General features: G+C 70.4%; 25 protein-coding genes. 12 read left to right on the forward strand and 13 right to left on the reverse strand.

Annotated elements, in window-relative coordinates:
• Positions 1-5 precede the first annotated feature (5 nt).
• Positions 6-872 (reverse strand): inositol monophosphatase family protein, encoded by an 867-nt coding sequence (locus tag NGR01S_RS12845; protein ID WP_084480813.1) that lies wholly within the window; start codon positions 870-872, stop codon positions 6-8.
• Positions 873-897: 25 nt separating this feature from the next.
• Positions 898-1629: a bifunctional 1-(5-phosphoribosyl)-5-((5-phosphoribosylamino)methylideneamino)imidazole-4-carboxamide isomerase/phosphoribosylanthranilate isomerase PriA gene (gene priA / locus NGR01S_RS12850; RefSeq protein WP_063036425.1), complete on the reverse strand. Its 732-nt coding sequence runs from the start codon at positions 1627-1629 to the stop codon at positions 898-900.
• Between the two features lie 289 nt (positions 1630-1918).
• Here priA and NGR01S_RS12855 point away from each other — a divergent pair, with 289 nt between their 5' ends.
• The 6 genes from NGR01S_RS12855 to hisH all read left to right on the forward strand — a co-directional run bounded on the left by NGR01S_RS12855 (position 1919) and on the right by hisH (position 8338).
• Entirely contained in the window at positions 1919-3487 is a 1569-nt protein-coding gene (locus NGR01S_RS12855; RefSeq protein WP_063036426.1) for a serine/threonine-protein kinase, read from the forward strand.
• A gap of 413 nt (positions 3488-3900) precedes the next feature.
• A complete protein-coding gene (locus NGR01S_RS12860) occupies positions 3901-4332 on the forward strand; it encodes a hypothetical protein (protein ID WP_063036427.1) in 432 nt (143 codons plus the stop codon).
• A gap of 164 nt (positions 4333-4496) precedes the next feature.
• The gene (gene hisD / locus NGR01S_RS12865) at positions 4497-5834 is read left to right on the forward strand and encodes a histidinol dehydrogenase (protein WP_063036428.1); all 1338 of its coding nucleotides are present in this window, start codon (positions 4497-4499) and stop codon (positions 5832-5834) included.
• On the forward strand, positions 5831-6988 hold the full coding sequence (locus NGR01S_RS12870; RefSeq protein ID WP_245664565.1) for a histidinol-phosphate transaminase: 1158 nt from the start codon (positions 5831-5833) through the stop codon (positions 6986-6988). Before hisD ends, NGR01S_RS12870 begins: the two co-directional genes overlap by 4 nt.
• A gap of 20 nt (positions 6989-7008) precedes the next feature.
• Positions 7009-7641: an imidazoleglycerol-phosphate dehydratase HisB gene (hisB, locus tag NGR01S_RS12875; RefSeq protein ID WP_063036429.1), complete on the forward strand. Its 633-nt coding sequence runs from the start codon at positions 7009-7011 to the stop codon at positions 7639-7641.
• A 64-nt stretch (positions 7642-7705) separates the two neighbouring features.
• A complete protein-coding gene (hisH, locus tag NGR01S_RS12880; RefSeq protein ID WP_063036430.1) occupies positions 7706-8338 on the forward strand; it encodes an imidazole glycerol phosphate synthase subunit HisH in 633 nt (210 codons plus the stop codon).
• 13 nt (positions 8339-8351) lie between these two features.
• Here hisH and NGR01S_RS12885 read toward each other — a convergent pair whose 3' ends face one another.
• Positions 8352-9326, reverse strand: coding sequence for an alpha/beta hydrolase family protein (locus NGR01S_RS12885; RefSeq protein ID WP_245664566.1), 975 nt, complete (start codon positions 9324-9326; stop codon positions 8352-8354).
• An 89-nt stretch (positions 9327-9415) separates the two neighbouring features.
• Here NGR01S_RS12885 and NGR01S_RS12890 point away from each other — a divergent pair, with 89 nt between their 5' ends.
• The gene (locus NGR01S_RS12890; RefSeq protein ID WP_063036432.1) at positions 9416-10594 is read left to right on the forward strand and encodes a winged helix DNA-binding domain-containing protein; all 1179 of its coding nucleotides are present in this window, start codon (positions 9416-9418) and stop codon (positions 10592-10594) included.
• A gap of 281 nt (positions 10595-10875) precedes the next feature.
• On the opposite strand, the gene NGR01S_RS12895 is transcribed toward NGR01S_RS12890, so the two are convergent.
• From NGR01S_RS12895 to nadA, 6 genes are all read right to left on the reverse strand, one after another.
• Complete coding sequence (locus NGR01S_RS12895) at positions 10876-11346, reverse strand: MarR family winged helix-turn-helix transcriptional regulator (RefSeq protein WP_063036433.1); 471 nt, start codon at positions 11344-11346, stop codon at positions 10876-10878.
• Between the two features lie 53 nt (positions 11347-11399).
• Positions 11400-12263 carry an arylamine N-acetyltransferase family protein gene (locus tag NGR01S_RS12900; RefSeq protein WP_063036434.1) on the reverse strand — a complete coding sequence of 288 codons (864 nt, stop codon included), beginning with the start codon at positions 12261-12263 and terminating at the stop codon, positions 11400-11402.
• A 144-nt stretch (positions 12264-12407) separates the two neighbouring features.
• The gene (locus tag NGR01S_RS12905) at positions 12408-12602 is read right to left on the reverse strand and encodes a hypothetical protein (RefSeq protein ID WP_063036435.1); all 195 of its coding nucleotides are present in this window, start codon (positions 12600-12602) and stop codon (positions 12408-12410) included.
• A 490-nt stretch (positions 12603-13092) separates the two neighbouring features.
• Entirely contained in the window at positions 13093-13953 is an 861-nt protein-coding gene (nadC, locus tag NGR01S_RS12910; RefSeq protein WP_063036436.1) for a carboxylating nicotinate-nucleotide diphosphorylase, read from the reverse strand.
• A gap of 118 nt (positions 13954-14071) precedes the next feature.
• Complete coding sequence (locus tag NGR01S_RS12915; RefSeq protein ID WP_063036583.1) at positions 14072-15691, reverse strand: L-aspartate oxidase; 1620 nt, start codon at positions 15689-15691, stop codon at positions 14072-14074.
• 48 nt (positions 15692-15739) lie between these two features.
• Positions 15740-16795, reverse strand: a complete 1056-nt coding sequence (gene nadA / locus NGR01S_RS12920; protein ID WP_063036585.1) for a quinolinate synthase NadA — start codon at positions 16793-16795, stop codon at positions 15740-15742.
• Between the two features lie 60 nt (positions 16796-16855).
• Between nadA and NGR01S_RS12925 the strand changes: the two genes are divergently transcribed.
• Entirely contained in the window at positions 16856-17614 is a 759-nt protein-coding gene (locus NGR01S_RS12925) for an NUDIX hydrolase (protein ID WP_063036437.1), read from the forward strand.
• 79 nt (positions 17615-17693) lie between these two features.
• Here the strand turns inward: NGR01S_RS12925 and NGR01S_RS12930 are convergent, their stop codons facing one another.
• The 4 genes from NGR01S_RS12930 to bioB form a co-directional block, all read right to left on the reverse strand.
• Positions 17694-18224, reverse strand: a complete 531-nt coding sequence (locus tag NGR01S_RS12930) for a DUF1353 domain-containing protein (RefSeq protein WP_245664568.1) — start codon at positions 18222-18224, stop codon at positions 17694-17696.
• 271 nt (positions 18225-18495) lie between these two features.
• Positions 18496-19197, reverse strand: a complete 702-nt coding sequence (locus NGR01S_RS12935) for a DUF2567 domain-containing protein (RefSeq protein ID WP_245664569.1) — start codon at positions 19195-19197, stop codon at positions 18496-18498.
• 2 nt (positions 19198-19199) lie between these two features.
• Positions 19200-19409 (reverse strand): biotin synthase auxiliary protein BsaP, encoded by a 210-nt coding sequence (gene bsaP / locus NGR01S_RS12940; protein ID WP_063036587.1) that lies wholly within the window; start codon positions 19407-19409, stop codon positions 19200-19202.
• A 50-nt stretch (positions 19410-19459) separates the two neighbouring features.
• Positions 19460-20485 carry a biotin synthase BioB gene (gene bioB / locus NGR01S_RS12945; protein ID WP_063036439.1) on the reverse strand — a complete coding sequence of 342 codons (1026 nt, stop codon included), beginning with the start codon at positions 20483-20485 and terminating at the stop codon, positions 19460-19462.
• A 153-nt stretch (positions 20486-20638) separates the two neighbouring features.
• Here bioB and NGR01S_RS12950 point away from each other — a divergent pair, with 153 nt between their 5' ends.
• From NGR01S_RS12950 to NGR01S_RS12965, 4 genes are all read left to right on the forward strand, one after another.
• Positions 20639-21223 carry a TetR/AcrR family transcriptional regulator C-terminal domain-containing protein gene (locus NGR01S_RS12950; RefSeq protein ID WP_063036440.1) on the forward strand — a complete coding sequence of 195 codons (585 nt, stop codon included), beginning with the start codon at positions 20639-20641 and terminating at the stop codon, positions 21221-21223.
• A gap of 74 nt (positions 21224-21297) precedes the next feature.
• Positions 21298-22452 (forward strand): 8-amino-7-oxononanoate synthase, encoded by a 1155-nt coding sequence (locus NGR01S_RS12955; protein WP_063036441.1) that lies wholly within the window; start codon positions 21298-21300, stop codon positions 22450-22452.
• On the forward strand, positions 22449-23180 hold the full coding sequence (gene bioD / locus NGR01S_RS12960) for a dethiobiotin synthase (protein ID WP_063036442.1): 732 nt from the start codon (positions 22449-22451) through the stop codon (positions 23178-23180). The genes NGR01S_RS12955 and bioD overlap by 4 nt, the downstream gene beginning before the upstream one ends.
• Before the next feature lie 9 nt (positions 23181-23189).
• Complete coding sequence (locus NGR01S_RS12965; RefSeq protein ID WP_063036443.1) at positions 23190-23414, forward strand: hypothetical protein; 225 nt, start codon at positions 23190-23192, stop codon at positions 23412-23414.
• The last annotated feature ends 18 nt before the right edge of the window (positions 23415-23432 follow it).

Below are 23432 nucleotides of genomic sequence, written 5' to 3' on the forward strand. Positions count from 1 at the left end.
TCGCGTCATGGGTTCCCCTCCCCGCGCGGGCCGGCCGTATCGACCCGGTCCGAGACGGCGGTGTACCCGCTGCCCCGAGTCGCGGCGATCATATCCAGCAGTTCGGCGTGCACGCCCGGCGCGGCCGCCAGCACCGAACCGGATTCGATGGTCCAGTCCACACCTTCGAGGTCGGTGACCACGCCGCCCGCGCAGCGCACCATGAGCGCCCCGGCCGCGTTGTCCCACGGGTGATGCCCGAAGACGATCGCCCCGCCCAGCGTGCCCTCGGCGGTGAAGGCCAGATCGATACCGGTGGACCCGTGCATCCGCACCCGCGAGGACAGCGCGCTCAATGCCCCGAGCACCCGATGCCGGAACAGGCCCGGTACCCGCCCGGTGGATTCGATGTTGAAGGCCCCGAAACCGATCATCGCCTCGTCGAGCACGGCCGGCGCCAGCGGCGGCTGCGGCTTGCCGTCGAGCAGCAGCGGGCCACCCGCGACCGCTGCGTACCGGCGGCCCAGCGGCGGGAACCAGGCCAGGCCCAGGACCGGCTCCCCGTCCCGCACCAGCGCCAGCAGGGTGCCGGTGAGCGGGTGCCCGTTCGAGTAGTTGAAGGTGCCGTCGATGGGGTCCAGTACCCAGGCGGTACCGCTGGTGAGCGCGGGCCCGCCGAACTCCTCGCCGTGCACCTCGATCCCGGTCCGGTCGACGAGCCGGGCGGAGACGGTGCGTTCGAGTTCCAGATCCAGTTCGGTCGCGAAATCCCGTGACCCCTTGGCCACCGCGCTGGGCGCGCCCCGGCCTTCGAGGAAACGGCCGCTCACCCCGTCGAGGATCTCGGCGGCGGTGGCCAGCAGAGTGGTCAGTTCGCTGTCTGTTCCGGTCATCGTCTCGGCCCCCGATCGTCGCGGTTCACCGGACGGCGGCCAGCGCCTCGGGAAGGGTGAACCGGCCCGCGTACAGGGCCTTGCCCACGATCGCTCCCTCCACACCGTCGGGCACCAGGTCGGCGATCGCGGTGAGGTCGGCCAGAGCGGACACCCCGCCGGAGGCGATCACCGGCGCGTCGGTGGCCATGCACACCTCGCGCAGCAGATCCAGATTCGGTCCGGTGAGGGTGCCGTCCTTGGTGACATCGGTGACGACGTACCGGGAGCAGCCGTCGCGTTCCAGGCGTTCGAGCACCTCCCACAGATCGCCGCCGTCGCTGACCCAGCCGCGCCCGCGCAGCCGGTACTCCCCGTCGACCTTCTGCACATCCAGCCCGACCGCGACCCGCTCGCCGTACTCCGCGATGGCCGACGCACACCACTGCGGGTCCTCGAGGGCGGCGGTCCCGAGGTTGACCCGGGCGCATCCGGTGGCCATCGCGGCCTTCAGCGATTCGTCGTCGCGGATCCCGCCGGACAGTTCGACGGCGACATCGAGTTCGCCGACGACCCGGGCGAGCAGTTCACGATTGGACCCACGGCCGAACGCGGCATCCAGATCGACCAGATGGACCCATTCGGCGCCGTCCTCCTGCCACGCCAGAGCCGCGTCGCGGGGCGAACCGTAACTGGTTTCGCTGCCCGCCGCGCCCTGTACCAGGCGGACGGCCTCTCCATTGGCGACATCGACAGCGGGCAGCAGCACAAGACTCACTCGGAACAGCCTAGTAGGTACGGCCCGGCGCTCCCCATCCGCAGTCCGCGCACGACCGGGCGGAGAAGACGACGGACCGGTTAGCCGTGTGTTCGCCCGGCCCGCGCGGCGACGCGGGCGAGCGCCCGCAGGCCGACGCACTCGGACGATCGGCCGCGCGCTAAGGTGACAGCACCCACTGGGGCGGTCGAGGTGCCCGCTACACTCGTCCCGAACGCGTGAGTGGTCAAGGACGCGGCATGTCACGATTTCGAGAAGGTTCGGAGTAGGCGCCATCGATACCGGTCAGTTGATCGCGGATCACTACCGCCTGGTCGAGCAGATTGGTAGCGGCGGCACAGGCGTGGTCTGGCGTGCCGTCGACGAGCGTCTGCAACGGTCGGTGGCGATCAAGCAGATCCACATCAAACCCAGTCTGCCGCCCGCGGAGCGCGATGTGCTCCGGCAGCGAGCGACCCGGGAGGCCCGCAACGCGGCCCGGTTCCAGCATCCGAATGCCATCGTGGTCTTCGATATCACCGAGCACGGCGGCGATCCGTGCCTGGTGATGGAGTACATGCAATCCCGCAGTCTGGCGCAGGTGCTGTCGGCGCAGGGACCGCTGCCGCTACCGCAGGTCGCCCGGATCGGCGAACAGGTGGCCTCGGCGCTCATCGCGGCGCACCAGGCCGGCATCGTGCACCGCGATGTGAAACCGGGCAACGTACTGCTCGACGATCACGGCACCGTGAAGATCACCGACTTCGGTATCTCCCGGGCCACCGGCGATGTCACGCTCACCGAAACCGGCCTGATCTGCGGAACCGCCGCGTATCTCGCGCCGGAGGTGGCGCGCGGTGCCGATCCGACACCGGCCGCGGACGTGTTCGCCCTGGGCGCCACGCTTTTCCATGCGCTGGAAGGCGAGCCGCCGTTCGGGTCCGGCAACCCGCTCAAGGTGCTCTACGCGGCGGCCAACGGTCAGGTGAGCGAACCGCAGAACGCGGGCCCCGCCACCGATTTCGTGCTGGATCTGCTCAGCTCGGATCCGCGGGACCGGCCGACCATGCGCGAGGCCCGGGAAGCGCTGACCCGGTTCGCCGGGTTCGAGAACTCCGCGGCCGAGCACGGCGGTTTCGTACCGGCCCGCGAAGCCTTCGATCGCAATGGCGGCAACGGCCACGGCGGTGCCGCGGTCAGCACCATGGAATCGCCGGCTCCCGGCCGCAACGGCGGCCCGGCGGAGGAGGCCCCGCCGCGGCGCCGCCCGGAACCGCGGTCGGCCGGGCGCAACGCGCAGGAGTCGCGGCCGCCACGCCGGCCGGCGAACCACCCGCCCACGAGCACCCAGCCGGTCGCGGGGAAATCGGGTGGTAACGGCGGAGTCAAACGCGCGGTGGTCATCGGCGGTATCGCCGGGGCCGCGGTCGTCGGCGGTGTGCTGTTCTTCAACTCCACCGATTCCGGTGACAACGGTTCGGCTCGGGCGGACACCACGACCAGCGCCACCGTCTCGAACTCGCCCGATACCCCGGCGGCCAGCGGTCCCACGGTGGGTGCCACGGCCAGCACCGGCTCGGTGGAATGGGTGCAGGCCGGACAGCTGATCGAGCAGTTCTATCTGGATCCCACCGGGTCCTGGTCGCTGCTGACCCCCGCCGCCCAGCAGGTGTACGGGAGCCAGCAGGACTTCCAGCAGTACTGGTCGGCCCGCACGGTGCAGAACTTCAGCCGGATCGAGGCGTTCAAGGGCAACAACCCCGACGGTTCGGTGGATATGCGGGTGAACAACCTCAGTTACGGCGGCCAGACCCGTACCCCGACCCTGCGGATCATCAGCTCCGGCGGCAATCTGCTGATCGACAGCGATACCCGCTGACGGCCGGCCGGCTCCGGGACACCGGATCTGCTGGCGGAGTTCGCCGCGGCCCCGGCTCGGTATCGCGCCGGGGGCCCGCCTCGGTCTCGCCGATCTGCTCGTACACCAGCAGGACATCCCGCCCGCTCGGCCGGCCCCATGACATCCCCGCCGACTGGGTGCGCGCCGTGATCGACCGGCCCGACCCTTTTACCCGTCCCGAGCGGTATACGAAGGGGTTACCGTTCGCCGCGACAGATTTCGACTGGGTGAAAGGGTCCGGTCCTGCGGTACGGAGCCGGGGCGAGGCGCTAGCGTTGGCGATGGTCGGCCGTCCGGTGGTCCTCGACCAACTCGAGGGCGAGGGGGTGGCGGAACTGCGTCGCCGCTGTAGCTGAACATCAGGGTTCGCTCCACCGATGGGAGACGCGTAGATGACCGAGTCCGCGCTGTCCGCGATGGGCAGGATGGTCGGTGAATGGAACACGACCACCAGCCTGTACCCCGATATCACCGGGCATACGGTGATCGAGTGGATGCCCGACGCACGGTTCCTGGTGGTCCACTACACGGTCCCGGAGGCCGGGATCAGCCTGGTACAAGTCGTCGGGGCCGACGACTTGTACCAGGACCGTCTCGTGATCCTGCAGTACGACCAGACCGGCGAACACCGCATCTACCAGGGGTCGTTCGATGGACCGCTATGGCGGGTGTGGCGTGACGCCCCCGGCGCATCCCAACGGTTCACCGGAAACCTGGACGAGGCGGGGAACACAATGCGCGCCACCTGGGAGCGGTCGGACTCCGAACTCGATCCCCGCAGCTGGGATCACGATTTCGATATCGTCTTCACCCGTATCTGCTGATGTCACCGAGAGAATCTGCTCGGTGACCACGGTCCGACAGGTGTACGTGCGCCTTCCGTCCGTACGTGCGTGGACTGCGACCGGGCTTCGCGCGAGGGCACCCATTAGGCTGGGGCCGCACCCTGTGCTGATGTTCCAGGCCGAAGACGAGGACCGAAAACACCATGACATCCCGTATCGAGCTCGCCCGCGTGGATCTGCGCGGTCGCACTCCCACGACCGCGCAACTGCGCACCGCGCTGCCACGCGGTGGTGTCGATGTGGACTCGGTACTGCATCAGGTGCGGCCCGTGGTGGAGGCCGTCCGTGATCGCGGCGCGGCCGCGGCGCTGGAATTCGGCGCGAAGTTCGACGGGGTCACCCCGGACTCCGTGCGTGTCCCGGCGCAGCGGCTCGCCGCTGCCCTGGACGAGCTCGATCCGGCGGTACGCGCCGCGCTGGAGGTCGCGATCGACCGCACCCGCGCGGTGCACGCCGATCAGCGGCGCACCGACACCGCCACCGAGGTGGTGCCGGGCGGGACCGTGACCGAGCGCTGGGTCCCGGTGGAGCGGGTCGGGCTGTACGTGCCCGGCGGTAACGCGGTCTACCCGTCCAGCGTCGTGATGAACGTGGTCCCGGCCCAGGCCGCCGGGGTGGAATCGCTGGTGGTGGCCTCGCCGCCGCAGCAGCAGTTCGGCGGGCTCCCGCACCCCACCATCCTGGCCGCCGCCCGGCTGCTGGGAGTCGACGAGGTGTGGGCGGTCGGCGGGGCGCAGGCGGTGGCGCTGCTGTCCTACGGCGGCACCGATACCGACGGCGCCGAGCTGCTGCCGGTCGATCTGATCACCGGTCCCGGCAATATCTACGTGACCGCCGCCAAACGGCTCTGCCGCGGCCTGGTCGGGATCGACGCCGAGGCCGGTCCCACTGAGATCGCCGTGCTGGCCGACGCCACCGCCGACCCGGTGCACGTGGCCGCCGACCTGATCAGCCAGGCCGAACACGATGTGCTCGCGGCCAGTGTGCTGGTCACCGACAGCCCCGAGCTGGCCGATGCGGTGGACACGGCGCTGACCGCGCAGCTGCCGGTGGTGAAACACGCCGATCGGGTCACCACGGCGCTCACCGGGACGCAATCGGGCACCGTGCTGGTCGACGATATCGAGCAGGGCCTGCGGGTGGTCAACGCCTATGCCGCCGAACACCTGGAGATCCAGACCGCAGATGCCGCGGCCGTGGCCGCCCGGGTACGCAGCGCGGGCGCGATCTTCGTCGGCCCCTACGCCCCGGTCAGTCTCGGCGACTACTGCGCCGGCTCCAATCACGTGCTGCCCACGGCCGGATGTGCCCGGCATTCGTCCGGGCTCAGCGTGCAGACTTTCCTGCGCGGAATCCACGTGGTGGAGTACAGCGAGACGGCCCTGAAAGATGTGGCCGGACATGTCGTCGCGCTGGCCGATGCCGAGGATCTGCCCGCCCACGGCCAGGCCGTCCGCGCGCGTTTCGAGGCGCTGTCGTGACCGCCCCCGACGCCGCGGCGACCCCCGCGACCACGATTCCCGGATCCGCCATCGGTCTCGACGCGCTCCCGCTGCGCGCGAACCTACGCGGTAAATCCCCGTACGGCGCACCGCAACTCAGTGTGCCGGTGCAACTCAACACCAACGAGAACCCGCATCCGCCGAGCCGCGCGCTGATCGACGATGTGGCCGAGGCGGTCCGGGCCGCGGCCGTCGATCTGCACCGCTATCCGGATCGCGACGCGGTAGCCCTGCGTGCCGATCTCGCCGCCTACCTCACCCGGCAGACCGGGGTCACGGTGGACACAGCCAATGTGTGGGCGGCCAACGGGTCCAACGAGATCCTGCAGCAGCTGCTCCAGGCGTTCGGCGGGCCCGGCCGGCGAGCACTGGGTTTCGTGCCCTCGTATTCGATGCATCCGATCATTTCCGAAGGCATCGATACCGAATGGGTCGAGGCGAAACGGGGCGCGGATTTCGCGATCGATATCGACGCCGCGCTCGCCGCCATCGCCGAACGGCGGCCCGACGTGGTCTTCGTGACCAGCCCGAACAACCCCACCGGGCACAGTATCGCGCCCACGGATCTGGCCCGGATCCTCGACGCCGCCCCCGGAATCGTGATCGTGGACGAGGCCTACGCGGAATTCTCCGCCGCGCCCAGCGCCGTCGGCCTGATCGACCGATACCCCGCCAAACTGGTGGTCAGCCGGACGATGAGCAAGGCTTTCGCGTTCGCCGGCGGTCGGCTCGGCTATCTCGTCGCCGCGCCGGCGGTCATCGACGCGCTGCTGCTGGTGCGGTTGCCCTATCACCTGTCGGTGGTGACCCAGGCCGCGGCGCGGGCCGCGCTGCGGCATGCCGACGAGACGCTGGCGAGCGTCGCCGAACTGGCCGCGCAACGCGACCGGGTCGTCCGGGCGCTGACCGAGCTGGGGTACGAGGTGGTCCCCAGTGACGCGAACTTCCTGCTGTTCGGGAAGTTCGAGGATGCCGCGCGCGCCTGGCAGCACTATCTGGACGAAGGTGTGCTCATCCGTGATGTAGGAATCGCCGGTTATCTGCGCGCCACCATCGGGCTGGCCGCCGAGAACGACGAATTCCTGCGGGTCAGCGCGAAACTGGCCGCCACCGAACCGATAGCGCACAGCTGAGCACCGAGACGGAAGTGAGTATGAACCGAACCGCGCGGGTGGAGCGCACCACCAAGGAATCCGGCATCGTGGTGGAACTGGACCTCGACGGCACCGGCAAGACCGATATCGCCACCGGTGTCCCGTTCTACGACCATATGCTCACCGCGCTCGGCGCCCACGCCAGTTTCGATCTGACCGTGCGCGCCGAGGGCGATATCGAGATCGAGGCGCATCACACCGTCGAGGACACCGCGATCGTCTTCGGACAGGCGCTCGGGCAGGCGCTCGGCGACAAGAAGGGCATCCGCCGTTTCGGCGACGCCTATATCCCGATGGACGAGACCCTGGCGCATGCCGCGGTGGATGTCTCGGGCCGGCCCTACTGTGTGCACACCGGCGAACCGGATCACCTGCTGCACGCCGTCATCCCCGGCGCACCGGTCCGCGGCCGCAACGAGCCCGGGGCACCGTATTCGACGGTGCTCAACCGGCACGTCTTCGAATCTATCGCCCTCAATGCCCGGATCGCCTTGCATGTCCGGGTGCTCTACGGCCGTGACCAGCACCATGTGACCGAGGCCGAGTACAAGGCGGTGGCCCGCGCGCTGCGCGCCGCCGTGGAACCCGATCCCCGCGTCCAGGGTGTGCCCTCGACGAAGGGAGCGCTGTGATGCGGTCCCTTCGCCAACGCTGCGGGCTCCGCGGACCGCATGTACCGCCTGTGAAGGAAGTGTTATGACGTCGGTGGTTCTGCTGGATTACGGGTCCGGCAATCTGCATTCCGCCGAGCGGGCGCTGGTCCGGGCGGGCGCGCGGGTCGAGGTCACCGCCGACCCCACGGCCGCGCTCGCCGCCGACGGCCTGGTGGTCCCCGGTGTCGGCGCCTTCGCCGCCTGTATGGCCGGTCTGCGCGAAGTGCGCGGTGAACGGATCATCGGGCAGCGGCTGGCCGGTGGGCGGCCGGTACTGGGTATCTGCGTGGGGATGCAGATCCTGTTCGACCGCGGTGTCGAGTTCGGCGTGGAGACCGAGGGGTGCGGGGAATGGCCCGGCACCGTCGACAAACTGGACGCACCGGTGCTGCCGCATATGGGCTGGAACACCGTCACCGCACCCGCCGACAGCGTGCTCTTCGCGGGAATGGACCCCGCCACCCGCTTCTATTTCGTGCACACCTACGCGGCCCGCAACTGGGAGCTGCCCCCCAGCGACCACCTCGCCGCTCCCGGACTGACCTGGTGTGAGTACGGCAGCGGCCGGTTCTTGGCCGCGGTGGAGAACGGCGCGCTCTCGGCGACACAGTTCCATCCGGAGAAGTCGGGTGACGCCGGGGCGCAGCTCCTGTCCAACTGGGTGAAATCGCTCTGATCCGGGCCGATTGTCAGGCCGCGCATTTCGCGTTGGGCGGCGGCGGGGGCGCGGCCACCACACCGCGGGCGACATCGACCACATAGTCGCGGTTACCGTCGAGTGGTTCGGTCCCGAGTGCGAGCCGCTCCACCACACAACCGGCCTCGAAAAGGGCCGGGCCGACATTGTGGCGGCCCGGTTCGACCGTTCCGTGCAGAGTGCGGCCGCTCACGATCGAGTACATGGTGCTGGGTTTCCCGGCGAGCATCAGCGCGGCCCGCATCTGGGTACTGGCCGCGAACGGCACCACCTCGTCGGCGGTTCCGTGGATGAGGAAAGCATGCCGGATACCCATCCGGCCGGCCTGGAGCGCCGGTGACCGTTCCGCATAGGCGAGCGGGCAGGTCACCGGGACACAGTTACCCGCGTCCCGCTGGATCTGCGCCTGCAGCGCGGGATAGTCCGACGCGGGCCCGGCCCAGTGCGTGGCCAGATCGGACGGGCCGAAGGTATCGACCCAGTAGTCGAACAATCCGGCCGGTCCGTAGGCGGCGGCCAGGCCGGAGGTCATCGCCCCCTGGCTCCAACCCCACAGGATGGTGCGCGCGACGCCGGGATGGGCGCCCTTGTACCACTGGGTCGCGGCGACCAGGTCCTGCCAGCCGGCCCACAGGTTCCACTCCCCCGTACGCCACTGCGCGCTGCCGCGCATATCCATGGACAGGACCGGGGTCCCGGTCCGCGCGGCGATGGCGGTGACGTACTCGGCGTACTGGGCCGACGACCCCTTGTGCCCGTGCGCCGCGACGATCAACGCGTTCCCGACCGCGCAGCCGTACGGTTCGTAGACGAGGCCGGTGGCCTGCTCACCGTCGACCGGAATCGAGACCGGCCGGGGCTGGACCGAGCACGCCTGGGTCGCGCCGGCGGGCGCGGCGGCCGGCAGCGTCGCCGTCAACGCCGTCAACAGCACCCCGGTCAGGAAGCTCATCACGCGTCTGCTCATCCTTCGAATATTCCACGGCGCGGCAGACATTCGCCGCAACCGGGCCGCGACCGGCCGGGATGTCGGATTCTGCCGCTAGCATCCGGGCCATGTACTCGATCAGTACCGCGCAGCGCCGGGCCCGGATCGGCGTCCGGCACCGGCTCGCCGGCGGGCACCGCGGCACCGACCCGGCCGAGATCGTGCGGTCGCTGGTGGTGCTGCACGCCACCGACCCGGCCACCGTCCATCTGTCCGTGGCGGCACGTGGTCACCATCTCGGCCCCGAGCAGGTGGAGCGGGCCCTGTACGAGGACCGGGCGCTGGTGCGCATGCTGGCCATGCGGCGCACCATGTTCGTCGCACCGGTCGACCTGGTGCCCGTGCTGCATGCCTCCTGCGGCACCGATCTGGCGGTCAAACAGCTCCGCACCTACGCCCGGTACCTGGAACAGGCGGGTATCGGCGCGGGCGACCCGGCGGGCTGGCTCACCGAGATCGCCGATCGCACGCATCGGGCCCTGCTGGCCCGGGGCAGCGCGACCGGAGCCCAGCTGAGCAAGGACGTTCCCGAACTGCGTACGCAGATCAATACCGCGCCGGAGAAGTCGTATTCACGGCCGACGAGTATCACCAGCTGGGTGCTGGTCTTGCTCGGGACCGAGGGCCGGATCGTGCGGACCCGGCCGAACGGCACCTGGTCGAGCAGCCAGTACTCCTGGGCGCCGGTGGAATCCTGGCTGTCCGGACCACTTGCCGAACCCGGAATCGACGAGGCCCGTGTCGAATTGGTCCGGGCCTGGTTGCGCGCGTTCGGTCCGGCGCCGATCGGTGATATCAAGTGGTGGACCGGATGGACGCTCGGTCAAGTGCGCAAGGCGTTGGCCGGGGCGGATATCGTGGAGGTCGAGTTGGACGGCGGCCCCGGCGTGCTCCTGGCCGACGACCTGGAACCGGTGGACGATCCGGCGCCGTGGGCGGCGCTGCTGCCCGCGCTGGATGCCACTCCGATGGGTTGGCAGTCGCGCGCCTGGTATCTCGGTGAACATCAGCCGCGGCTCTTCGACCGCAACGGCAATATCGGGCCGAGCATCTGGTGCGACGGCCGGATCGTCGGTGGCTGGGCCCAGCGCAAGGACGGCGAGATCGTCACCCGGCTCCTGGAGGATATCGGCGCGGACGCGACCGCTCTGGTCGACGCGGAGGCCGAACGCGCCGCCGGCTGGTTCGGGGAGATACGCCCGATCCCGCGGTTCCGCACCCCGCTGGAACGAGAACTCACCGCATGAGACCGGGCATTCGGGCGAAGTAGATTGTCCGATATGCGAATGCAGCGTCGTCCGGTCGTGTTCTTCGCCCGCAGCGCGTTCGACGGCCCGGTCTGCGGTACCGGGGCGGGCGGGTCCATCGGCGCACCATGATCCGGGACTGCCGATTCCGCGGGACTCCAGCTGCCGGCGGGTGCGGCCGTACCGCGGTCGCCCGTGCGGCCGGACCCCTGCCCGCAGTGACCGGCGGATCACGATCCACGACTCCCGAACCGGGCGTGACCGGCACCGTACCGCGACGGTCACGGCCGGCCACGGGCCGCGGACTCCGTATGCGCGTCGAGGATGCGGGTGAGCAGACCGACGAGCGTGCGCCGCTCGGCCGCGGAGAGGGCGGCGAGCAGTTCGTCCTGCGCCCGGTCCAGCCGGCGGTCCAGGTCGGCGAGGTGTGCGATGCCCGCTTCGGTGAGGGTGACGATATTGCGCCGGCGGTCCTCCGGATCGGCCTCCCGTGCCGCGAAACCGCGAGCGACCAGTTCGTTGAGGACCGCCACCATATCGCTGCGGTCGATACCGGTACGACGCCCGAGTTCGGCTTGGCTGGCGGCGCCGGCCTCGCGCAGTGTGGTGAGTACGGCGTAGTGGTATCGCCGCGATCCGGTATCGGCCAGCGCCTGTTCGGTGGCGCGGGCGGCGAGCAGCGCGGTCTGGTTGATCAGCCGGGTCGGCAGGGAACGCAACCTGCCGGGGACGTCCTCGTGCGCGATCTTCATAACCGGAATCTAGCAAGCGATTGTTGGCGACTCCCACAAACCGACCGGACCGGTCAGCGGGTCGCCCACGACGCGGTGATCAGCGCCTCGGCATCTTCGTCCGGGATATCGATATCGAAGACCTCGCCGAGCGCCTTCGCCAGCTCCGCGAGTTCGAGCTCCCGGCAATCACTCGTTCCGTCCGGATACTCCGTGGTCAGCGTGCGGCCGTCGAGCGTGTGATGGACGCCGGGAAGGAAACGCTGCACGAACGGCCGCTGGGTGAAGGGCGAGCGCGGCGACGTGGCCACGAAATGATTACCCACCTCGTAGTCGATCCGGTACTGCGGTTCCGGCGTGAACGTGTAGCGGTCCACCCAACCGGCCGACGCGAACTGGTGCAGCACCCATTCGTCGCCACCCAGCTCGCCCAGGGTGCGCTCGAGACGGAACCGCCAACCACCGAGCGTGAACTCGTCCGGGTGTTCGACCAGCGGATAAGGTTCGGACGGGCCGGCCCCGAACCCCACATCGGCCAGCCAGGCCCGGTCGTCATCGGAAACGGTGATCCGCAGCAGCGCGTGGGTGGCCGGGCGCAGCCCGCCCGACCCCATGGTGACACGACCGGACAGACCGGTGACACCGAACCCGAAACGCTCCAGCGCCGCCGCGAACACAATGACGTTCTCGTAGCAGTATCCGCCGCGCCGCCGCCGGACCAGTTTGTCTTGCAGGGTTTCCAGATCCAGCGGTACCGGCCGTCCCAGCACCGCCTCCAGGTTCTCGAACGGCACCGTGGTGGTATGCGCGGCCACCAGCTCCCGCAGCACGGCCAGCGTCGGGGTGCGCGGGCCGGTGTATCCGATCCGCGCCAGATACGCGTCCAGATCCAGTGCCGCACCGTTCCAGTGGTAGGCGGTATCGGCCGGTTTCGTCATGTCATCCCTTTCGCCGGGTACGGAACGAGCAACCGCGCGCACTCGCGGGATGTTCCGCAGCGCAGCGGAGGCCGGCCGGCCCGCCGGATTGCCGCGGCGGACGCGATCGATGTCTCCGAGCTCACGCGGCGCCGGTCGCGGCGTTCATGGCGTCGTCGAGCTCTCGGCATTCCGCGCGTACGCCTCATCGAAAAGCTCCCAGCCGTCCCGGTGAGCGACTGCGCGGGCGTCCGCCATCCAGCCGCGCCGCACGGCTCCGTCGACGAATGCCCGGACCACGCCGGGCTTGTTCAGATTCAATGACCGGTCACCGGTCCAGATGACACCCGATACGGACACGCCTCCGTCGGGCACATGACGCTCACCGCCGGGGCGGAAGACCAGTGTTATGCCTGCCACCGACCCGCGCGGCCGGAGCCGCAAGATTTCCTCGCACCCGGGCACATGCCGGTGCGTGGTCCTCCAGAAATACTGCCGGCCTCCCACTGTGAGTACACGGTGGCGCCCGTTTTTCCTCATCGCGCGATGCTAGGCGCATGGCCCGCGTGCTGCCATCGGGATATCGACCGAGGCCGGACGGTTCGCGGGGCCTACCGCCACGACGCCGGTCCACGCGGAGTCCGCGGCCATGTTCCGGGGTGAGCCCGTCGGGGCATCGCGGCGGGGTCTGCGCCGCGATGGAGTCGCGGCAGCGGCCCGGGCCGAGAACGCAGAAGTCCGCGTAACCCACCGGTCCGGAGGCGGGTTGCCGGCGCCGATCGCCTTCCGTTGCCCTGGTGGATGCCGAAGCCCTGTGTGGGTGGCCGCGAACCGGGCTGTATCGATATCGCTACATATCGAGGCCCAGGTCCAGCACCCGGACCGAATGGGTCAGTGCGCCCACCGCCAGGAAATCGACGCCGGTCCGCGCGTAGTCGCCGGCCATATCGAGAGTGAGGCCGCCGGAGGATTCCAGCTTCGTCTGCGGTGCGACGGCATTGCGGCGCTGGACCGCGGCCTGGGTCTGCCAGAGCGGGAAATTATCGAGCAGGACCAATTGCACCTGCTCGGCGAGTACGGCGTCGAGCTGGTCGAGATCGTCGACCTCGACCTCGCAGTCGATATCCGGCGCGGCGGCACGGACCGCCCGCAGTGCCTCGACGACCGAACCCGCGGCGACGACGTGATTGTCCTTGATCAGCGCGGCGTCACCCAGACCCATGCGATGGTTCACGCCGCCGCCGGCGCGCACCGCGTACTTCTGCAGGGCGCGCAGACCGGGCAAAGTCTTCCGGCTGTCCCGGATCCGGCAGCCGGTGCCCTCGACCGCCTCCACCCAGTCGGCGGTGGCGCTGGCGATACCCGAGAGATGACACATCAGGTTGAGCATGGTGCGCTCGGCGGTGAGCAGGCCGCGGGTCGGCGCCACCAGCGCCAGCACCGTCTGCCCGGGCGCGATCCGGGTACCGTCGGGCACCCGCTCGGTGACCTCGTAGCCGCCGACGCCGATCACTTCGTCGAGCACCAGCAGCCCGATATCGATTCCGGCGACGGTACCCGGCTGCCGGGCCACCACCGCGGCCTTCACCGCCGCGTCGGCGGGAACGGTGGCCGCGGTGGTGATATCGGGCCCGTAGCGCAGGTCCTCGTCCAGCGCGGTCCGGATCAGACCGCCGACTTCCTCGGGGTCCAGACCGTGATCCACTGTCATTGCCTTCTCCTCGTTCTCGATCCGGACGTCCGGGTGCGCGGGGGCGTTTCGTCGGCGGGCACCGGCCCGGCCGCCTCCGGTAGCGGGCGGATCGCGAACGCCGCGGCCGGTCGGCCGCTCACGACGGTGCCGCCAGTGGCGTCGGTTCGGTGACCACTCGCGGCGCCCCGCCCTCGTCGAGGCGCATCACGATCGGCTGGGCCGGGCCCGGTGCCGTCCGCGGCTGATCAGAGCGCGTGTGGCAGCCGCGGCTCTCGGCGCGCACTCGCGCCGCCAGCAACAGTGCCCGCGCGGTCACCGTGAGCGCGGCGTCCTCGAACCGGGCCACGATCTCCGCGGATGCGCCGGACCGGAGCACCGGCACCGCGGTCGTCGATACGGCCTCCTCGGCGCCGCGCGCGGTGCCGAGGACCCGGGCCGCCCGGGCCAGCCCGGCGCCGTCACGGACCACCGAGGCGTGCTCGGTCATCGTCTGCTGGAGCTCCGGGCGCGGCAGCACCGGCCGGACCTCTCCGGACCCGCCCGGGACGCCGGCCGGTTCACCCACCCGCTCCAGCGCCGCGAGCCCGGCCCGCTCGCCCATCACCAGCCCCTCGAGCAGGCTGTTGGAGGCCAGCCGGTTGGCGCCGTGCAACCCGGTGCGCGCGACCTCTCCGGCCGCGTAGAGCCCGGACACGCCGGTACGTCCGTGCAGATCGGTGACCACACCGCCGCACTGGTAGTGCGCGGCGGGCGCCACGGGGATCAGATCGCGGCGAGGGTCGATACCCGCGGCGCGGCAGGACATGGTGATGGTCGGAAAACGCCGGGTGAACTCGGGTATCTCCCGGGCGTCGAGGTACACGTGATCGGCGCCGAGCGACCGCATCCGGGCCGCGATGGCCCGGGACACCACGTCCCGGGGCGCCAGATCACCGCGCGGATGGACACCGGCGGTCACCGAATCGCCCCGCGCGTCCACCAGGCGCGCGCCCTCACCGCGCACCGCCTCGCTGATCAGCGGCTGCCGGCCGAAACCGTCGGGTGTGTACAGGACGGTGGGATGGAACTGCACGAATTCCAGATCCGCCACCGCCGCGCCCGCCCAGAGCGCCAGGGCCACACCGTCGGCCGTCGCGCCGGCCGGGTTGGTGCTCAACGCGTACAGCTGCCCGAGACCGCCGGTCGCGAGCAACACCGCCGGCGCGTGCACGCGACCGCGGCCGCGTTCGGAGACGGCGCGCACTCCTCGGACGCCGGACGCGCCGGTGACGACTTCGAGCACCGCCGTACCGAAGAGCACCGGTAAACCGGCCGCCGACAGCGCCCGCTGCACTTCTGCGCCGGTGGCGTCGCCGCCCGCGTGGATGATGCGGCGGGTGCTGTGCCCACCCTCCCGGGTCCGTGACACCTGCCCGTCCCGGCCGAGGTCGAAGACCGCACCCAGATCGGTCAGGGCCGCCACCGCGTCCGGGCCGCCGGCGACGATGGAACGCACCGCGTCGGGATCGCACAGCCCGCCGCCGGCCGCGAGGGTGTCGGTGACATGGGAGTCCACCGAATCCCCGTGCGGCGCGACGACGGCGATACCGCCCTGCGCGTACTGCGTGGCGGTATCGGCCGGGCCACCCTTGCTCAGGATCAGCACCCGCGCCCCGGCCCGCGCGGCCGCGCGGGCGGCGGTGAGCCCGGCCACCCCGCCGCCGATCACCACGAGGTCGGCGCGGGCCTCCCACTCGCGATCGAGTCGATGGGTCATCACGTACTCCACGTCCGTGGGGACGGCGGTGTCACGCCCGGGCCGGCGTCATTCCCCGCCGCCCGGGGTGCCGATCTCGATCATCCGCTGTACCGAATGCCGGGCCAGCGCCGCGGTCTCCGGATCGACGCGCACCTCGTCGCGGTTCTCTTCCAGGCAGCGCAGCAGCGCGGCCGGGGTGATCATCTTCATGTACTTGCAGGCGGCGCGGTCGTTCACGGCCCGGAAATCGATACCGGGGGCGGCCTTGCGCAACTGGTGCAGCATGCCCACCTCGGTCGCGACCAGCACCTGGTTCGATTTCGTGGCGCGGGCGGCGTCGATCATGCCGCCGGTCGACAGGATGTGCACCCGGTCGGCGGGGAATTCGCCTTCACCGGCCAGGTACAGCGCCGAGGTCGCGCAACCGCATTCGGGGTGCACGAAGAGTTCGGCGTCGGGGTGCGCGCGGGCCTGGTCGTTGAGTTCGTCGCCGTTGATGCCGGCGTGCACATGGCATTCGCCCATCCAGATGTGCATGTTCTCGCGACCGGTCTCGCGCTTCACATGCGCGCCCAGGAACTGGTCGGGCAGGAAGAGCACCTCGCGACCGGGATCGATCGAGGCGACCACGTCGACCGCGTTGGAGGAGGTACAGCAGATATCGGTGAGCCCCTTCACCGCCGCGGTGGTGTTCACATACGACACCACCACCGCGCCCGGGTGCTCGGCCTTCCAGTCGCGTAGTTCCTCGGCGGTGATCGAATCCGCGAGCGAGCACCCGGCGCGCTCGTCGGGGATCAGCACGGTCTTCTCCGGGCTCAGGATCTTCGCGGTCTCGGCCATGAAGTGCACACCGCAGAAGACGATGGTCTCCTCGGGTGCCTCGGCCGCGATCCGGGACAGCGCCAGCGAGTCACCCACGTGGTCGGCCACATCCTGGATCTCGGGCAGCTGGTAGTTGTGCGCGAGAATGGTGGCATTGCGCTGCCGGGCCAGGCGTTTCACCTCGGCCGCCCATTCCGGTGTCGCCTCGACCCCGGTGTAGCCCGCCGGCCCGTCGCTGATCCGCTCCCGCAGTGCGGTACCCGGCGCCGGGGCCAAATCTGCTCCCATCGTCGCCATGGTCGCTCCTTCCTCCGCGCGATCGGCCTGCCGATTCGCACTCAACCAGGTTTTCGACTTATGATCGAAAACGTGGACCAGTTTAGCACCATCCATGAATCGCTCACCGCGGTGTTCCAGGTTCGCCGCTTCCCCGTTGGCAATTCCGCAGGTCACAGCGATACGAAGAGCGGGGACCGCCGTGCGCCCCGCCGCCAGCGGGAACTCGCGGTCCTCCTGTGGCAGCGCGCGCTGGACCCGCAGCGTGGTACCTGGTCGCTCCCCGGCGGCCGGTTGCGCAACGACGAGGACCTGGACACCTCGGCGCGCCGGCAGCTGGCCGAGAAGGTGGATGTGCGCGAGGTGGACCACCTCGAGCAGCTGTCGGTGTTCAGCGCCCCCGACCGGGTTCCCGGTCCGCGCCGGATCGCCTCGGCCTATCTGGGTCTGGTCCCCCTCACCGCCGACCCGCAGCTGCCGGAGGACACCTCCTGGCACCGGGTGGCCGCACTACCGGAGATGTCGTTCGATCACGGCACCGTGGTCGAACACGCCCGGGCACGACTGGCCGCGAAACTCTCCTACACCAATATTTCCTTCGCCTTGGCGCCGGATCGGTTCACCATGTCCACCCTGCGGGAAATCTATTGCGCCGCATTGGGTTACGACGTCGATACGACGAACCTGCAGCGGGTCCTTACCCGGCGCAAGGTGATCACCCCCACCGGGGACACCGCCGCCCCGGGACGGGCCGGGGGACGCCCCGCCTCGGTCTACCGATTCAGCGATTCCGGTCTGCGCGTCACCGACGAATTCGCCGCGCTCCGCCCGCGCAACTGACACCGTGGCGACCGCGGGCTCGACCGAGCAGACAGGCGAGGGCCACGCGGACCGGGGTGCTCGTGCGGCCGCGGCGGAATCAGGTCCGCAGCTCCGGCCGCGGTACCGGCTGTTTCTCCGGACGCCGGGCCCCGCGGTCCAGCGGCCAGACGATCACCTCGACGGCCCAGAACAGCAGCAGGAACAGCGTCACCACCAGGGTGGGGACGAACAGGAACAGGATCGACAGCACCGCGATCACGGTGAACGCCGCCACAGCCGCCGGGGAGGCGCCGCGCAGTCGGCTGCCGAACCGCACCGCCGCCCACATCATCCAGCGCCGCGGCAGCGATACCGCGCATTCGCGCAGCGCCCGCCGGAACAGCCCGTCGGCGTCGACCTTGCTCACCAACTCCGAGCGGAGCAGATAGTCGTGCAGGATGGCCGCCCGCGTGTACACGCCGTAGCGGGGTATCAGCCACACCACCGGCCGCGGCACCGAGGCGAAATCGGTCCGGAACCCGACGGGTACTTCGAAATGTTCATTCGCGCCCGCGTAACCGAGCGGTTCCCGGACCTTCCAGAACGTCCCATCGATCTCCTCGACCACGAGCGCACTGGTGAACCCCACGAAGCAATCTCCCTGTCGTCGTGCCGAATTCATTCAGCCTACGACCATGGGCGACGACCCCGGTAGCCGGCCGCACGGCCGCCCACCGGGATACCTCGTACCGACCGGCCGCCGTCGCTACGCCGCGACCGGGACCGCAACGCGCATCCGTCGTATGCCAGCGCCGGCGAGCGTATTCCGCCCGTCCACCGCGACCGGACGGGTGCACACCGCCGGTACGAAGTGCAGCCGCCCGTCGTGGTTTCGTGGCTTCGACGCCGGTCCCGGCAGTTCAGCGCTGCGGGCTCGATGGGGCGGCGGGCGCATCACCGCCGGCCTCTCCGCCGGGACCGGCCGGCGCCCCGGCTCGGGCCGGATCGCCGGTCGGCACGGCGCCCGGTGGGACCGGGCGATACGCGACGTCTTCGGACTCCGGATCGGCATAGGGCCGAGGCCGGGAGTCACCGAAGGCACTGACGAAACCGGTCCCGAGATCCTCGGTCGGGCTCAACCCGGCCAGCAGCAGGATCACCAGGCCGGCCAGCAGCGGCTGCACCACCAGCGCGAGCTGAGTGCCCAATTCCACGGGCAATGCCACGATCTGACCGACCGGTGGATCCTCGAGCCGCGGATTGTCCCAGGTGACAACCATGTCCCCGGCCCACGCCATGATCCAGGCGCCGGCCACCGAGCCGAGCAGCAACCCGGCGCACTGGAGCGGACCACGCATCCGGCGCCACCGCCATGCTGCCACCGCCGACAGGAACCCGGTGACCGCTCCGGCACCGGCGAACAATGCCGTCGCGTCGAACCGGTGCAGGCTCTCCCCGACCAGCGCGGCACCGCGGCCCGGCTCCACCACCAGCACCCGCTCGGTCGGCGCCAGCAGACCCCACAGGGCTCCCACGAGCACGCTCACCAGTACCACCACGAGCAGCAGCACGAGGGCGGCGCGCATTTCCCGACGCGTCCCGGCCCGGTTGCGCCCGGACACCGCTACCGCCTTTCCAGGCGGGCGGAATCGATCCGGCCGTGTCGGGAGCAGGACGCCCACCAGCCGTCGGGATCGATCTGCACCACCATCCGGCGGCCGCAGTGCTCGCAGAACCGCGGCGGTTCCAGGCCCAGTGCCACCGCCCGGGCGATCGGTTCGTCGAGCCCGGGCACGATCGGCCGGCCCGTGAACGGGTTGCAGCGCGCGTCCATATCGCCGACAGTACTCACGACCTCGCTCCTTCCCCGGCCGACATCGCCGATCAGAACGTTTCGTTGAGCGCTTTGATCGGCATCTCGAGTTCACCGAGCAGGTCCAGGTCCTGTTCGGCGGGACGGCCGAGGGTGGTGAGGTAGTTGCCGACGATCACCGCGTTGATACCGCCGAGAATGCCCTGGCGGGCGCCGAGATCGCCGAGGGTGATCTCCCGGCCCCCGGCGAACCGCAGCAGTGTGCGGGGCAGGGCGAGCCGGAACGCCGCGACGGCACGCAACGCATCGGCGGCCGGGAGGACCTCGAGGTCGCCGAAAGGGGTGCCCGGCCGGGGGTTGAGAAAGTTGAGTGGGACCTCGTCGGGTTCGAGCGCGGCCAGGTCGGCGACGAATTCGGCACGCTGTTCCAGGGTTTCACCCATACCGAGGATGCCGCCGCAGCAGACCTCCATTCCGGCCGCACGCACCATCCGCAGGGTGTTCCACCGTTCTTCCCACTTGTGTGTGGTGACCACGTTCGGGAAGTAGGAGCGCGCGGTCTCCAGGTTGTGGTTGTAGCGGTGCACACCCATCGCGGCCAGCCGGTCGACCTGGTCCTGGGTGAGCATGCCGAGCGAACAGGCGACCTGGATGTCGACCTCGTTGCGGATGGCCTCGACTGCGGCGGCCACCTGGGCCATCAACCGTTCGTCGGGTCCGCGTACCGCGGCGACGATGCAGAATTCGGTGGCGCCGGTCTTGGCGGTCTGTTTGGCCGCCTCCACCAGGCTCGGGATATCCAGCCAGGCCGCGCGTACGGGGGATTGGAACAGGCCCGACTGGGAGCAGAAATGGCAGTCCTCCGGGCAGCCGCCGGTCTTGAGGCTGATGATGCCCTCGACCTCCACCTCGGGACCGCACCACTTCATCCGTACCTCGTGGGCGAGTTCGAGCAGGGGTTCGAGTCGGTCGTCGCCGAGGCGCAGGACGTCGAGGGTCTGCTCGCGGGTGAGTCCGATTCCGCGCTCCAGGACCTGGTCGCGCGCCAGGGCCAGCACGTCCGCGGTCGTCGCGGTGGTATCGGATGCCTGTGTCACGGGCAGATCCCTTCGTCCGAGAGTTTTTCCTGGTTCCAGTCCGTGCGGGACCAGAACTTGAACGGTGTTCAGTGCAGGGTAGCGCCAAAGCTTGAACGGTGTTCAGGCTGGGGTAGCGTCAGGAGGAATCAGCGATATCGGGAGGTCCGCACCGTGCAGTTACACCGGGACGACGTCGTGGACGGCGCCCTCGCCATCCTCGACCAGTACGGCCTGGCCGACCTCACCATGCGTCGACTCGCGGGCGCGTTGCGGGTCCAGCCCGGCGCGCTGTACTGGCATTTCCCGAACAAACAGGCACTGCTCGGCGCCGTGGCCGACCGCATCCTCGCCCCGATGGAGCACCCGGCGCGCGCCGGCGACTGGTCGGGAGCACTCGCCGAACTGGCCCACCGGCTGCGCGATTGCCTGCTCACCTACCGGGACGGCGCGGAGCTGGTCTCGGCGACCTACGCCTCCCGCCTGACCACCAGCAAGGGCCGGGAACGACTCGCCGCCGCGGTCATTCGCGCCGGAATACCGCGCGCGGAGGCCGAACTCGCGGCGTACACGCTGCTGTACTACGTGCTCGGGCACACCGTCGACGAACAGTCCCGGATGCAGATGGATTCCGCCGGCGCCCTCGCCGCCGACGCCGGCACGCTCGCCGCATCGGAGGATCCGACGGCCCGCTTCGATTTCGGCCTGCAACTGTTCACCGCCGGTATCCGGCACCGCCTCGGCGCCGAGATCCGCTGACCGGAGCGGGTGCGCGGCCCTCGACCGAGGGACACTCGGCACAACCTTGAACATCGTTCAAGTATGGTGCCCCCGTGACCTCCGATCCACTGGCCTGGCTCGACGACCGCGCCGCCGCGCGCACGACCGCCGGACTGCGCCGACACCTACGACCGCGCCCGGTCGGCGCGACCGGCCTGGATCTGGCGTCCAACGACTACCTCGGGCTCGCCCGGCACCCCGAGGTGATCACGGGCGCCGTCGAGGCCGTGCACCGGTGGGGCGCGGGGTCCACCGGTTCCCGGCTGGTCACCGGTACAACCACCGAACACGAACTACTCGAAACCGAGCTGGCGGAGTTCACCGGCTTCGCGGCCGGGCTGGTGTTCGCCTCCGGCTACGCCGCCAACCTGGGTGCCGTCACCGCACTGGCCGGCCGGGGTTCGCTGATCGTCTCCGATGCCGGCTGTCACGCCTCCCTCGTGGACGCCTGCCGCCTGTCCCGCGCCCGGGTCGAGATAGCCCCCCATCGCGATATCGGCGCGGTGCGCCGGCTGCTGGCCACGCGCAGCGAGGAACGTGCGCTGGTGCTCACCGATTCGGTGTTCAGCGCCGACGGCGACCTCGCACCACTGACCGAACTCCACCGGGTGACCCACGCACACGGCGCGGTGCTGCTCGTCGACGAGGCGCACGGGCTGGGTGTGCGCGGCGCCGGCGGACGCGGTCTCGTTTACGAGACCGGACTCGCCGGCGCACCCGACGTGGTGGTGACCGCGACCCTGTCCAAAGCCCTCGCCGCCCAGGGCGGCGTGGTCCTCGGCGCCGGGCGGGTACGGGCGCACCTGATCGATACGGCCCGCACCATGATCTTCGACACCGGTCTGGCGCCGGCGGCCGTGGGCGCCGCCCGCGCCGCGCTGCGGGTCCTGCGCCGGGACCCCGGACTGCCCCGGCGCGTAGTGGACCGGGCGGCCGAGATAGCCCGGATCGCCGGTGTACCCACTCCGGATTCGGCGGTCGTCCCGGTGGTGCTGGGCGATCCCCGGATCGCCTACGAGGCGGCGCTGGCCTGCCGCGAACAGGGCCTGGAGGTCGGCTGTTTCCGGCCGCCGTCGGTTCCGGAGGGCACATCCCGGCTGCGGATCACCGCCCGCGCCGATCTGTCGGCCGCCGACCTCGCCACTATCGCCGCCGTACTGACCCCGGTTCTCGCCCGGGCCCGCGGCGCCGGGGCGGTGGCGAGATGACCCTGCTCTTCGTCACCGGCACCTCGACCGAGGTCGGCAAAACCGTCACCACTGCCGCGCTGGCCGCGGTCGCCCGCGGGGCCGGTCACGAGGTCGCCGTCTGCAAACCCGCCCAGACCGGTATCGCCCCCGGCGAACCAGGCGACCTCGCTGTCGTCACCGCGCTCGCCGGGCTGACCCGGACCGTCGAGCCGGCTCGCTACCCCGAACCGCTGGCCCCCGCCACGGCCGCCCGCCGGTGCGGCGCCCCGCTGCTCACCCTGGCCGAAACCGCCACCGCCATAGCCGATCTCGGGTCCGCCGATCTGGTGCTGGTGGAGGGCGCGGGCGGACTACTGGTCCGGCTCGGTGAATTCACCCTGCTCGATCTCGCCCGCGAACTGGCGGCCCCGGTGCTGGTGGTCGCCGCTCCCGGTCTCGGCACCCTCAATCACAGTGAACTCACCATCTGGGCGCTGCGGCAGGCCGGGGTGGAATGCGCCGGACTGGTGGTGGGTTCGTGGCCCGCACGACCCGACCTCGCGACCCGGACCAACCGCGCGGACCTGCCGCGGGTCACCGGCGTCGAACTCGTCGGTACCGTACCGGCGGGGGCGGGGTCGTGGAGTCCGCCGCGCTTCCGGGCGGCGGCCCCGGGCTGGTTCGACCGGTCCTGGACCGCGCGGTATCTCGGACCGGCCGGAACCGTACCGGACATTCGCCCGCCGATCGCCGCCACAGCTCCCTAGAGTTCGGATATGGCCACCACGCGCACCCACCGGGAGACCACCGTGCCTCGCACCGCCTACTCGGCCCCGACCGACGGCGAAGCGATACACACCCGGATCGTGCCGAAGGGATTGCCCGCGGGAGTGGCGGCGAACGACGAACTCGGCCGCGGTGTTCGACCGGGCGAATGCCGCGCGCTCGCGGCGAACCGGGACCGGGCGTACCCGGCCGGGTCGCCGCTCCCCTGCCGGTAGTCGGCCGAGGAAGGCACC

The organism is Nocardia grenadensis NBRC 108939 (assembly GCF_001613445.1).
In the GTDB taxonomy this organism is placed as follows: Bacteria; Actinomycetota; Actinomycetes; order Mycobacteriales; family Mycobacteriaceae; genus Nocardia; species Nocardia grenadensis.